Annotated in this window: 13 protein-coding genes, 1 pseudogene and 1 riboswitch; all 14 genes and pseudogenes read right to left on the minus strand. The window is 34.8% G+C overall.

The window, feature by feature from the left end:
* Positions 1-200: 200 nt before the first annotated feature.
* The 14 genes and pseudogenes from WAX74_RS20670 to WAX74_RS20735 all read right to left on the minus strand — a co-directional run bounded on the left by WAX74_RS20670 (position 201) and on the right by WAX74_RS20735 (position 13,223).
* On the minus strand, positions 201-1,049 hold the full coding sequence (locus tag WAX74_RS20670) for a zf-HC2 domain-containing protein (RefSeq protein ID WP_336499536.1): 849 nt from the start codon (positions 1,047-1,049) through the stop codon (positions 201-203).
* Positions 1,039-1,521, minus strand: coding sequence for an RNA polymerase sigma factor (locus WAX74_RS20675; protein ID WP_336499537.1), 483 nt, complete (start codon positions 1,519-1,521; stop codon positions 1,039-1,041). Before WAX74_RS20675 ends, WAX74_RS20670 begins: the two co-directional genes overlap by 11 nt.
* Positions 1,522-1,895: 374 nt before the next feature.
* Positions 1,896-2,339: an SRPBCC family protein gene (locus WAX74_RS20680; RefSeq protein WP_336499538.1), complete on the minus strand. Its 444-nt coding sequence runs from the start codon at positions 2,337-2,339 to the stop codon at positions 1,896-1,898.
* Positions 2,340-2,341: 2 nt separating this feature from the next.
* Positions 2,342-2,680, minus strand: a complete 339-nt coding sequence (locus WAX74_RS20685; protein ID WP_336499539.1) for an ArsR/SmtB family transcription factor — start codon at positions 2,678-2,680, stop codon at positions 2,342-2,344.
* Between the two features lie 294 nt (positions 2,681-2,974).
* On the minus strand, positions 2,975-3,454 hold the full coding sequence (locus tag WAX74_RS20690; RefSeq protein ID WP_336499540.1) for a GNAT family N-acetyltransferase: 480 nt from the start codon (positions 3,452-3,454) through the stop codon (positions 2,975-2,977).
* 20 nt (positions 3,455-3,474) lie between these two features.
* Positions 3,475-4,764, minus strand: a complete 1,290-nt coding sequence (locus WAX74_RS20695) for a sensor domain-containing protein (protein WP_336499541.1) — start codon at positions 4,762-4,764, stop codon at positions 3,475-3,477.
* A 301-nt stretch (positions 4,765-5,065) separates the two neighbouring features.
* A complete protein-coding gene (locus tag WAX74_RS20700; protein ID WP_336499542.1) occupies positions 5,066-5,920 on the minus strand; it encodes a GGDEF domain-containing protein in 855 nt (284 codons plus the stop codon).
* Between the two features lie 16 nt (positions 5,921-5,936).
* A riboswitch (cyclic di-GMP riboswitch) is annotated at positions 5,937-6,019 on the minus strand.
* Between the two features lie 479 nt (positions 6,020-6,498).
* A complete protein-coding gene (locus WAX74_RS20705) occupies positions 6,499-7,332 on the minus strand; it encodes a DUF4037 domain-containing protein (protein WP_336499543.1) in 834 nt (277 codons plus the stop codon).
* Between the two features lie 184 nt (positions 7,333-7,516).
* Positions 7,517-7,915, minus strand: a complete 399-nt coding sequence (locus WAX74_RS20710; protein WP_336499544.1) for a hypothetical protein — start codon at positions 7,913-7,915, stop codon at positions 7,517-7,519.
* 279 nt (positions 7,916-8,194) lie between these two features.
* The gene (locus tag WAX74_RS20715) at positions 8,195-9,178 is read right to left on the minus strand and encodes a DNA/RNA non-specific endonuclease (RefSeq protein WP_336499545.1); all 984 of its coding nucleotides are present in this window, start codon (positions 9,176-9,178) and stop codon (positions 8,195-8,197) included.
* Positions 9,179-9,479: 301 nt separating this feature from the next.
* On the minus strand, positions 9,480-9,974 hold the full coding sequence (locus WAX74_RS20720) for a DinB family protein (RefSeq protein WP_336499546.1): 495 nt from the start codon (positions 9,972-9,974) through the stop codon (positions 9,480-9,482).
* A gap of 466 nt (positions 9,975-10,440) precedes the next feature.
* Positions 10,441-10,776, minus strand: a pseudogene (locus WAX74_RS20725) (histidine phosphatase family protein); the annotation flags it as partial.
* A 156-nt stretch (positions 10,777-10,932) separates the two neighbouring features.
* Positions 10,933-12,375 carry a serine hydrolase domain-containing protein gene (locus WAX74_RS20730; protein ID WP_336499547.1) on the minus strand — a complete coding sequence of 481 codons (1,443 nt, stop codon included), beginning with the start codon at positions 12,373-12,375 and terminating at the stop codon, positions 10,933-10,935.
* 371 nt (positions 12,376-12,746) lie between these two features.
* Positions 12,747-13,223, minus strand: coding sequence for a GNAT family N-acetyltransferase (locus WAX74_RS20735; protein WP_336499548.1), 477 nt, complete (start codon positions 13,221-13,223; stop codon positions 12,747-12,749).
* Positions 13,224-13,456 lie beyond the last annotated feature (233 nt).

Raw genomic sequence — 13,456 nt, forward strand, 5'->3', positions numbered from 1 at the left:
TTTCAAATACAACAAAAACCTTCCAAATGAAATTCGGAGGGTTATTTGAGTTGCACATTTTTAGTATAGCATGAACCGGTTTTCGATTTAAAATGTTTTTCTTGACATTCTATTAGCTGGTTTAGTTCAATAAGAAAAAAAGCTTTACTCCTTCTTGAAGTAAAGCACCCGTTAGTTGAATAATACTGAATTTGTTTAAGTTAGTCCAAAATGTTTTCCACTGGTTTTGTAATACGTTTTTGAATTAGCCAGACCCCTAAAATGAACGCAGTGATGATGAAAAATACAATCGATAACTGAAAGACTGTCCAAATAGAAGGTGGATAATATTTAATTTGATGTGCATTTTCAATTGTTTGAAGATATGATTCCTGATATTCATATTGTACAATCCATTGATCGTTGGCCATTGCAACAGTTCCTAAATCATAATCATTCGGAATGATGGACTCAGTAATCTTCCCATTTTCACCAATAACAAGTTCTGCTTGTGAATAATCAATTGGATAGAAATTTTTAGGACCTTCTTGTAAATATGTGACATCATCTATATTTTCAGTATGAAATACAGCCAAATGTTCCAGTTGCCCACTATATTCTTGGAAAACTGCTTGGAGGGCTAATTCATCTATATTAGCTTGTGCCGATAATACTGAGAATGTATCTTTCATAATATCCCGTTTTTGCTGTTCAATTTCTTGGGTCTCTTCTCGCTCATCGTTAAGTTCGGACAACACGTTCAAAGAGTATATAAAAAATCCAACCGTTACGATGAGTGCAACCCAAAAGGAAATACTTAAAAATTTCGTGAAATTTTTCTGTGCACTGAAAAAATGTGCAATTTTTTGAAAAGGTTTTATTTGATCTATGCGAGCATTAATTTCTGGTTGCTCTTGAATATCAAATTCTACACGCATTTGATTCAGAAGCTCAGCACATTGTTCGCAAGTAGCGATGTGCTGCTCTATAAATCTTGAACTTTCCTCACTGCATAGTTGATCTATATATGATGGTAATAAATCACGCACAATATAACATTCATTCTTCATACATATTCCCTCGCTCTCTTAATTTTAATTTGGCTCGGTAAAAGGTTACCCTTGCCCAATTTTCATTTTTCAAATGTATTTCTCCAATTTCTTTAAAGGTTAAGCCTCCCAGTATACGAAGTAACACAATTTCTTTATACGGTTCCTCTAACAAATGAATCATCCGATAAAGTGCAATTTTATTTTCACTTTCGATGAGACTGTTTTCTACTGAAGGTAATTGGTTCAGTAGATCTGATGATTGCGGTTGTTTGACTTGTTTATCAACGTACTTATAATATGTATACTTAGCAATTTGACAAAGCCAAACTGACATTTTGCATTCGCCATTATAAGTCTTTATTGAACGGACAGCCTGATAAAAAGTCTCTTGTGTTAGTTCCTCTGCTATGTCTACATTACGACAAAGTACCAATAAATATTTAAAGACTTGATCGGCATATTGTTCATAGACTTCTGTAAGCTCCCCCAATGTTCTACCTCCTTTCAACCTATATATCTAAAAAATTATCGTTTCGTTACAAACTTTTTAATATTTTTATCATTCGATACATTTTAACATTTTTATATGTGCCCATTATTAAGAGTAAAAGCTTTCTTATTGAGCCAATAAAACAATAAAATAAAAAACCCGGACTGTTGGTTTATCAACTTTTCGGGTTCAACCTTTTATGCAATTTCAGTTGTTTATACAATTTCCTTTTCATTTTCAAAGTTTCCAACAAATACTTATCTCTTATTCAACTAACCTGCCGCGTTAGTTCAATAAGAAAAAAATGCTTTACCCCTTCTTGAAGTAAAGCACCCGTTAGTTTAATAAGACATCTATTTGTTCTTACTCGCCTACTACGCCTTCTGGTCTTGCAGGAGCGTCGTCAGATTATCGAGCGTTTCGGACCAACCGTCATAGAAGTACTGATCACCGAGGTGACCGGCTACTCCACGCAGGTTGAAGATCATCTCGGTGCGATCGCCGTGTGCCGTGAGGGTTAGGGTCACGACAGGGGAGTTCTCGATGGGAGCATCGGGGTATCCCCAGGTGAAAACGAGCCGTTCGAAAGGTACGACGTCGAGGAACACTCCTCCAGTAGGATACTCCTCGCCAGTCTCAATGTTAACCATCGTGTAGCGGTAGCGTCCGCCTTCGCGGACGTCGAAAGAGATGGACTCCAGGGGTGTAGAAGGTAACCAGTTGCCGAGCTCCTTCTCCTCGGTCCATGCGCGCCATACGAGCTCGCGGTTGGCATTCAGGGTGCGGGTGATGGTAAACTCCGGTACAGATATAGGCATGTTCATTGTTCCTCCTTTGTCGTCATGGTCTTGAGGTGTTCTTCCAGTTCGTCGAAGCGCTGGTTCCACTCGTAACGGTGCTTCTCGACCCAGGCCGATGCCTCATCGAGAGGTTCAGTGCGGATCGTCAGGGTCCGCCACTGGGCGTTTGCTGTGCGTTCGATTAGCCCCGCTTGCTCAAGAACTTTGATGTGCTGAGAGATCGCAGGTGCGCTTATCTCGAAAGGCTCGGCGACCTCTCCTACTGTCGCGGGTCTCTGTGACAGCCTGGTCAGGATGTTTCGGCGCGTCGGATCGGCGAGCGCAGCGAAGACGAGGCTGAGTGTGTCCTTTGTAGTCAATTAACCAACCCCTTAATTAAGTATAAACTTAACTATATGCTACAATGTATAATCATGTCAAGCTACTTGGAAAGGGGCAGTAACGCACAGGTCTAAGGATCGCTGATTCTAACCATTTCTTACTTACTTCCATTCATTTTATATTTATTAAACTAACCTGCCGCTTTAGTTCAATAAGAAAAAAGCTTTACTCCTTCTTGAAGTAAAGCACCCGTTAGTTGAATAAGAACAAGGACGCTTATTAAACAATCGTGCCCGTTTCTGGAATAGCAGTCACTGTGATACTGCCTTTCATCATACTTCATTGTCATATGTAACTTGAACAATTTGTTGTTCACCATTCTTCTCAAAAAACTTATAAGTCTTCATTCCGATTTTTTCTGCAACTTTTTGTGAGGGAATATTTCTTAAGGTCGTATAAGAAAATATTTTGGAATAGCCTAAAACATTAAATGCATATTCCTTACAAGCCGAGGCAGCTTCTGTTGCATATCCTTTATTCCAATATTCCTTAATAATGTGAAAACCGATTTCTGGTAACTTCTCGTTATCGATGTTCTGCATTGTTATTCCGCAATCACCAATAAATGTATCCCCTTCTTTTAATATAACTGCCCACAGTCCGTGTTTATCTAGCTTATAGTTTTCCAAGTTCCATTTAATCCAGTTCTTAACTTCTTCATCGTTAAAAGGATGAGGGTAATATTGCATGGATTCCGGATCGGAAAGGACCTTTGATAATTCGTTTTTATCATCCATTACTAACTCCCGCATATATAATCGTTCCGTTTCGATTATCTTTTGAAAGCCCTAAATGTCCGAATATCCATTGTAGAAGAATATACTTTAAAAGTATTTTTCCCTTCTCGTTCTGCGTTATGTAAGGCTACATCTGCCTTTTTCATGAGAGAGATTGAATCCTCCCCATCAGTCGGGTAAAGACTAATTCCAATGCTTAACGTCGTAAAGAGTCTGTATTGACCAATGACAAATTGTTCTTCCATTGAATTAATAATTTGATTTGCTACGTCAATTATCATGTTAATAGTTTTACAATCAGGGGAAATGATTGCAAACTCGTCACCACTTGTCCTAAACAGTTGGTGTTCATCTCCAAGTACTATTTGAAGGCGTTTAGAAATAGCCTTCAATAATTTATCCCCAACACGGTGACCAAGTGTATCATTTGTATATTTAAATCTATCTAAGTCAAGATACATAATTGCCATCTTCTGATTTAACGTTTTAGCGATTACTAATTCTTTTTCCAAAGTTTCTTCAAAAGACTTCCGATTTGGTAAACCAGTCAATTGGTCATAGTATGCAAGATAATTTATTTGCTCCCAAGATTTTTCTCTCTCTGTAATATCTATGACTGTACCCATAATTATTGGGTCATTGTCTATATAAATTAATTTGGAATGAGCTTCAACCCTTATCTCCGACCCATCTTCACGAATTGCACGAGCATAATGTGTTATTCCTTCTTTACCATCTTTTAACGAATCAAAGTTAGATAGAATTTCTTTTCTATCTTCAGGATGAACATAATTAAAAATATTGAAATTGGTGTCAGGGTACTTAGTTCCGATTAGTTGATGATAGTATGGGTTACCATATAAGAGCTGATTATCCTTTAAGATATAAACACCTACCAAAGCTTCTTCCACTATACCTCTAAATTTTTCTTCCGACTCCAGTAAACTATTTTCAATTTTTTGAGTTTCAGATTTATCTTTTATAATAACGAAAACACCAGTGACTTTACCTTCAATAATCGCAGGAATCAGTACTAGATTAATCGGTATACTTTTACCGTTGTTATGTTTAAAGAAGGTTTCCATACTTTTTGGTTCTCCACTAAGGGCTTTTAAAAACAAAGTCTGATAATAATCCTGATCAGACTTTGGTAAATAGTTAATAAGTGGAGTAACAGAAACTTCCTCAACCGAATAACCCATCACTTTAGACAGATTTTGATTTACTTTAGCAATAACACTTTCTCTATCTAAATAAAGGGCTATATCTGGGTTATGCTCAAACAGGGAACGGTAAAAAATATCATTATCTATATGCTTCATCATGGAATAAACTCCTTAATTTTAGATTCTAAAGTCCTTAATATTAAAATCAAAATATAGAACAACTTAATTATTAACATTTTACCATATTTAATAATTATAAGGATAAATTTACTAAAAATATTAATGGCGTTGCAAAAAATGATTATAGAATTGTGATACCTTAAATTCGTACTTATTCTTCCAAAGTGTAAATGCTTCTTCAACAACCCTGTCCCTTTAGTTAATAAATTCAACAAAAAGGGGCGTTAATCCATCATGGATCAACGCCCCTTATGACTAAAATAGAGGATGAAAAAATAATTTACAGCAAGTTCTTATCAATTAAAATTGCTATCTGATTTCTACCGTTTTCTTTTGCTTTATATAACGCATTATCTGTTTTCTTAATAAATTCCTCAACTTTCTCCCCATTGTAAAAAGATACTCCTATGCTGATTGTTAAATGAATACGTTCATTGTTATAAGTGAAATCTGATTTCTCTATAGCCTCTCGAATACGTTCTGCTATTATTAGCCCCTCATCAACATCGGTGTTTGGCATAATAACTGCGAATTCTTCGCCTCCAAAACGAATGAAAGCATCTGATTCTCTTACATTACTTTTTATAATGTTTGATGTATGTATTAGAGCTTCATCCCCACATTGATGACCATAATTATCATTAACTCTTTTGAAATGATCAATATCTAACATTAGGAAAGTCAAAGGGTTGTTCCCCATTTTACTAATAGGAATAGTTTTTTCCATAAAAAAATCAAAATATCTTCGATTATAAATACCAGTTAATGCATCTGTTGTGGTCAGTTCTTCTACCTTTAAAAATAATTTATAAGATTTAATTATGAAATGTCCAACAGTTAAAATAATAGACCAATTAATGAGCGAACCTAAAATAAGTCCATGCATTTCAAAATTATCCGGGGCAGTTTTCTGACTAAACTCTGTTGAGTACTTCAAAATACTAAAAAAAACTCCTGACACAATAATTACCTTCCATTTAGGATACATATAGCTAATCAAAATAATTGGAATCAGAGAGAGTGACCATATAAATGGATAATGTCTACGTGCTTCCTCAGACAAAATCGTATCAATAAAAACAAGGGAAACAGTACATAAAAAAATTAATGAGTAATTAAAACCTTTTCTTTTCAATTATTTCCTTACTCCTTTCGGTAACCCAGCCATCGTAGCAAATGCTTTAGACCTGTGATTTTGCGTCATTATCTTTCGATAATTTTGCCTTTTTCAATAGAGTTGCTAAGTAAATAAGTATACAATGAAACATCCTAAATAATTCATTTATGTTAAAGTAAAGCACCCGTTCCTATTATAAGGTTAACCAGATAAAACCTTCGGCTTCAGTTACGCTAAAGTATTGCAATTGCCAATCAAAAAAATATTATAGTAACTCACCCCTAAAAAAATGGTATCAAAATGACCCAATAAATCTTATCTTAGGTATACTGACAATTTGACCTACTAACATTTATTCACATACATTTCTAACTTACCTGCCCAATTCTTGAATCACTTCCCATATAACAAGTACTTCTACTTCTTTTCAACAATCCCTGCTTCTTAAACTAACCTGCTGCGTTAGTTTAAGTGTAACATTTCACAATGGAATTCTACGTTCTACTTGATGTTTTGGATATAAAAATAGACCATCTAAATGATAGTCTTGTTTAACTAAAGTACTCGTTTGTTGAACATAATCATTTCGATTAAATTCAATTATTTTTTGGTCTTAAAAAAAGTGATTTATCAATAACCTCAGACAAATCTATTGATGGGTACTCTGTTCTTATTAGTTCAAAAACCTCTTGTGTAATTTCCTCTAATTCACTTACACTTTCTTTGGGATGGTTTAACAAAATAGAGGTGAAGCGATTAAATGTGTTTCTTGGGACAATATTCATTGTTTCTAAAGAATGTCTTTGCCATTTAAAAGCTGGATGATGTACATATAATCGATTTAATCCAAAGAGTATTCCCATCAGATTTGTTTGTACAGATACCATTACCTTATAAAGCATCAACCAATCTTCACGTTTAAGTAAAGCCTCTCTGTTATTCCATCGGTTACCAAGATAGATGTTATCCCTTATCATTCCTACACTTAGTTCTTCTGGATAAACCTCAACTTTTTTCTTAAGTTTACTTAATATTTCTTCTCCGTAAAGTGGAATACCATCATAAACTGTTGCTACAAGGCATTGTTTATCTAAATCTTTATCAAACTCTACAATTACATCATTAATTATTTTTTGAATCGTTGAAGTCAAAAAGTTGCTAATTTCTAATTTAACACCGTTAGTCACATATGTTTCTGACCATTCCTCTTCCTCATAATGATGAAAATCAATAATCCTTCCATTAACTGAATTAATGGAGGCTTTCCTATCCTTTTCCGTTGGACCTTCTTTCCAAAATACAAATAATTCTATATCAGAATACTCGTCATTCCAGTTACGAGAAACAGAACCTCCAAGTAACACCGCATCAACCTTTGGATTCTGGATATAAACTTTAGTAATACTTGACGCTAAAAACTTTAAATTCACAATATCTCTCCTATTTTTAGTCTTGTATATTTTAAGTTCGATATTAAGATTTGTTTCTCCTTTTACAAAGAAAATTAATAATCCCTTGTTCAACTAAACTGCACCGTTAGTTCAATAAGAAAAAATGCTATACTACTTCTTGAAGTAAAGCACCCGTTAGTTGAATAAGACAATTCTATTTTAATTACCTGTCAATATTTATTGAATCATTAGAAGGAGTAAGATATTCCTTTTCCCCTATGGAAAAATCATACTGTTGACGGTTTACTTCTGCATAATGAACTACCTTTTTGCCATTAAGGAAAACCAATAAATAGATATCATCTCTAATATCAATCTTGCTTGGGTCTTTAAAATCAACACCTAATTGTTCCTCTATACTTTCTTGCGTTGTATAAGGTGCAAATAGAAAAGCTTTATCCCAATCGAAATTTGTTAAAGAGTTAATATTTATTTCACTTATATTCTTGTCTTCTACAATTGAATGAATGGATTCCTCTAATTTGGTATTTTGTTGAACATTACTTTGGCTACAACCCACTAATAGTAGTAAAGAAAAAATAATAACAGTAATTTTCTTCAAATTATCACTCCTTTATCTTTATAACGTAAAAATAATGGGATAGTTTCAAACTCGTTGTTCTTCAACTAAACTGCCCCGTTAGTTTAATAAGAAAAAAGGCTCTACTCCTTCTCGAAGTAAAGCACCCTTTAGTGGAAAAAATTATGTTTTCACGGTACAAATTTTATAGATGATACGACCATTAACTTCAGTTGTTCCTGTATAGACACCCATTTGCAAATTCGTCCAACGAAGAAAATGTTTCTTCGTTCATTTATTTTGCCTCAAAGTTTTAGGGGCTTACTCACCTACCATACCGTCGTTATCACGATCGTCCATATATGGGTATAACCAATGATCACTCGTTATTGGCATACTAAAACCTGCTGCTTTTGCTTCTTTAATCGTCACCTGTCCATTACCGTTTGTATCAACACTAGAAATATCACCGTTTGCGTTTGATCCTGTTGATTCAGCTGGTTCAGTTGATTCAACTGGTTCACTGTCTGTTAAACCGAGTGATGCATTTACTTCGTCAGGGTTCACGTTGTCAAATGTATCAACAATCTTGTTGCCCATTATCGTATAAGTATATTGATAACTCGAAGGAATCTGTGTTTTTGTATTCGAATAAGTGATAATTGCTTCAAAGTCAGTAGCACCACCTGCTCTACTGATTGAATCTTCCATATAAGCTTGATCGCCGTGTCGATTGAGTGTGCTATCTTGTGGAGTGATATTATAAGCATTTGCTACCCCTCCGAGAGAATCAGCAATGATATGTCCTTCATCTAAAACATCACTTTCAACACCCGGAACCTTTGCCTCATCAGAATAGTATCTGCCAGACGATAAAACAGCTTCATTATTATCATCTTGCAGAATGATTTCGTCAGCAATGACTCGTACTAGTTGCCCGTATTCATTAGTAAATGCCCAATATTCTCGGTTCCCATAACCAATGTCAACGACAATGTTAGGTTCACGATAACCAGACAAATCGCCACCATCAACTTCAATAAGTTTGTATCCTGAAAACAGTTCATTATTTGGTTGGGTTGGTGTTTCCTCCGCAACCGGAACACTCGGCGTTTCCTCTACTACTGGTTCATAAACAACCGTAGTGACTGTTTCTTCTTTTTCATTATTTTTATTTGTATCAACTGTGGTTACTTCTTGTGAATCTGTTTCTACATCTGTATTGGATGTATCTTCTACGTTGGTACAACCAACCATAAATATGATCGTTAAAAGTAAGATTAAATAGTTCATTTTCTTTTTCATTTTAGGACTCTCCTATAATATTTTCATACTGTTCATTCTAAAAACGATGACCTTCAACTTATTCCCCATAACTTATCTTGTCTTATTCTATAATCTTACCATAAAAAACCAATATTCTATTGAATTAACCTGTACCGTTAGTTTAAGTGAAAATATTCACAAACTTTTTTTATCTTAGATTTTGTTAAATAGTATTGTTGTTTTTCAGTTATAAAATATGGGAACGTCCGATTTGGATGTTCCCATTCTTATTCCATTAAAGCCCCTATAATGGAATAACTGTAAAGCTAGTGAAGCTTTTTTAAAAGCTGCGTTTCACTGGCCAAGCTCCTTGCATTTTACTTAGGAATACAATTTGCCCAATATGATATGCGTCGTGCAATGCTAAACTCTTCAGTTCAAGCACTAATGAATTATCTTCTCCTGGAATCTGTCTATACAAATCTTCATGTTCTGACTTTGCTAGTATTTTTCCAAGTTCACGATGAACATTAAAGTATTCTTGTTTTGTTTCCTTCCAATTTTCTAACGTCTCAGTTGGTAATAGAAATGTAGATTCATTATTTTCTGCCTGTGGTTCATTAGCTGTTTCACCAAGAAATCGCATCAGAAATCTCTTTTCATAGAAAAGTAAATGACAAACTAATTCCCAAATGGAATTCATTGCCCCATCAGCTGGTTTCCAAATTGCCTGTTCAAAAGTGATGTCCTCAAGCACATTTTCAAGTGGTGGAAACCAGTCTTCTTCATCTAAGCAGCTTGCCCATTGCTTTAACAAAAGTGTTTTTACATCCATTTTCTATTCCCTCCAATTTAATCTCAAATTGAATTTATTATTGTTTACCTTACAATAGATTCGCTTCAATTAAAGAGTATTCCGCTAGACAGAATTTCTTTTATTACTTGTTCCATTATTTCACCTTCTAAAAGATTAGGTCATCGTATTAATTGTTTTTCACCTATCCTGCCGCGTTAGTTCAATAAAAAAATAGAGCAGCCTAAGAAACCCATGATCTTAGACTAAAGCACCCGTTAGTTGAACAAGATAAAGTGTGTTATTCATTAATTGGTTTTCCATCATTATCCAATAAAGGGGTAATTCCCCTTCATATCCACTCCAACTAAATAAATAATGAATGCCTGTTTCTTAATCTACTATTATTCTGTTTCCATTAGCTACGCCATTTTCTGCAAGGATTTCTTCAAATCTCTTCTTTGAGCCTTTATTCTTCTCTGAGTCTTTATTAAACATTTTTTCGCCCCCATTTATTTACCTCTTCAACACCCTTATAAACTCTTGAATCAGGTAATACTCCAGCCATTTTCACTTCGCTTGTTTTTAATCTGTCAGCTTCTCCTAAATCAAAAACATCTAGCCTTGCATCTATTGTCACTTTTAATCCAGTCGCTATTTCTGCTGTTTGGATAGCTCTTTCTTGTGGAGAGGAAAAAACATACTCAAACTTTATATCTTTAATTTTCTCTCTCAAATTTTCCGCTTGTTTAATTCCATGTTAATTGAGAGGTAATCCCAATCTTCCTTGCATTCTTCTTTCCTTGTTTAAATCTGTTTGTCCGTGTCTAATAACATATATCATTTTTTGTCCCCCATATATCAGTAACTTAGTGACTTACTTTTACCAAAAGACATTTTTCTTGTTCAACTAACCTGCTGCTTTAGCAATAAGTTCAATTAAAGGACGGCATATTCTCTTCTCACAACATATACATAACCCATTTCTTAATCCTCGATCTTAAATTAATATTTTTCGATAATAAATTCTCATTATAGTAAGAACCAGCCCAACAATGAATATAATCGATAGTAAGATCATCGCAGCTGGGAAAATACCGAATGCGTCTTTTATTGTAGAACTATTATCTTGTAGTGTCGGAACAATAAAAAATAGCCATCCTATAAGTAATACTGGCACCACTTGTGGGGATAACCGTAGATAAAATCTCCAAGCTCGATGTTGTTTACGTTTCTCCGACCATCTTCTACTTAGTATTACTCCTCTAATTCCTAAAATTAGATAGAGTAATGTTAAAACACCTAATGATAAATCAATTATTTTAGGCACTGGGGCTTTTACTTCGGTTTCTTTGCCCTCCGTCAATTCAATTATCTCTGAACTTATCTCATATGCATGTTCGAACGTAGGGGTAAAGCTATTGAGTAGAACGGCAACTGCATATCCACTACGAGGGACAATGTCTTGTTGAGTTTGATATGTGGATAATGATCCGCTATGTGAAATACGTGCAGGTTTGATATTTGGTGAACTTAACGACCAACCAAGTCCATATTTTTCGGTTCCAAATTGCGGTGAATAGGACTCTTCCAACAATTCTTTTGATAATACCTGTTCACCTAATTCATTCTTTCCTTCGTTTGTATGCAAAGAGAGCCATTTACCCATATCAGACGCTGTTGTTACAACTCCTCCAGCCCCCGTCTTCATTTGTTCCAGCTCTGTCCAAGGTATTGCAGTTCCATATGCTGTTACATACCCATTGGGCAGCTCCAGTACAAAATCTCCAGAGTTTACTGTTGTAAATGTGTATTTCATTCCTAATGGTGAGAATACCTTTTGCTGTAAATAGTCAGCAAAATCCATCCCACTCATTTTTTCTGCCAAATAAGCTGAAATCCAATAGTTGGCATTAGCGTATGCATATTTCTCTCCAGGTCGAGATTGTAGCTTCCAGTCACGAATACGTTCCACACCTTCTTTTAACGTATTAGCTGGAGCTATTATGGTTGGATCAGGTATCCCAGATGTATGACTTAACAGGTGACGTATTGTGATCTGTTTCCAGTTAGGATCATCCATAGTTATTTCAGGTAGATAATTAGATACAGGGTCGTCCAGGTTTAATTTTCCTTCATCAACCAGTTGTAAAACCGAAAATGCCGTAATTGGCTTTGAACCGGAAGCAAGTCTCATTTTAGACTTTGCTGTCAGTGGGTTTCCGTTAGAATCGTGACCATACCCTTGCTCATAAACCAATTTACCATCTTTTACGATTACAATAGCTGCACCTGGGAGCCCGTTTTGTTTAATATAATTCGTAACAAATTCATCAATCTCCTCCGTTTCGAGAACATCAGCAGCCTGAACTGATAAAGTAATGCACAGGGAGTAAGAGACCAAGAATGTCACGAAAAAGAATAGAACTATTTTCTTCCGCATTGTTATCCATCCCTTCAAATTAAAAAAATTGTTAATTCTTCACCAATTCCCATTCATGCAGACGTCGACAAGTCTATATCTTCCTTTTTCAATTCAACATTCTAACCTTTATTTTCTTTCTATAACCAAATGCTTCTTTAGTTAAAGTATTCAACAAAAAGGACGTAAATCCTCTAATGGATTAACGCCCTTGTATGCTTAAGTATTTTAAAATGCATATTTAAACGGTATGCTATTTTAGGATTATGAGCAATTTTAAAAAGCACCATGCCTTATTCAACTAACCTGCCCCGTTAGTTCAATAAGAAAAAGCTACCCTCACAGGCAGCCACTTGTTTTAACTAAAGCACTCCGTTAGTTGAAGAACAAACTTATAACTCTATCTTTTTAACCATTTGATAATTAGTCAATTTAACGCCTTTTCGTTCTACGGTTTGTAAGCAAATTGTTTTGTACCCTAGACGTTCAAAAAATGGCTTAGCTGTAATACTTGCTTCCGTATCAATTTCTAAAATTTTTAATTTTTTCGCTTCAGTTTCAAGTATATTAACTAGAGCTGAAGCTATACCTTTCCCTTGATAGTCTTTATGAACATAAAGTCTATCTAGATGTCCACTATGTGTTAAATCGCTAAAACCAACAACCTTATCATTAATTTTAGCAACATATGTTATATTTTGATTTAAAGAATCTTTCCAAGTTTCAATTTTAGTGTCTTTTTCATCTTTTGGTGCCCAAACATCTAATTGTTCTTGTGAATAATCTTTGGAATTCACTGAATGAACCGTTTCATAGAACAAGGACACAACATCTTCAAGATCTATATCCCTAAACTTTATATATTCCATGCTTATATTGTCACTCCTCTCACTTCTATAAGAATTATCACATCGAAAATATAAACTTATTAGGTAACTTAGCTATTATATTTTTACATTTTTCAATACCTTATTAAACTAAACTGCTGCGTTCGTATTATAAGGTCAGCCAGAGAAAATCTGGTTGACTATTTTTTATTCAATTTATAGATTGATAGTACCGGGGTAGAACGGAACTGCTCGTGGGACTTGATCCCGACAAC

The sequence above is a fragment of the Psychrobacillus mangrovi genome (genome assembly GCF_037104765.1).
GTDB classification, from domain to species: domain Bacteria; phylum Bacillota; class Bacilli; order Bacillales_A; family Planococcaceae; genus Psychrobacillus; species Psychrobacillus mangrovi.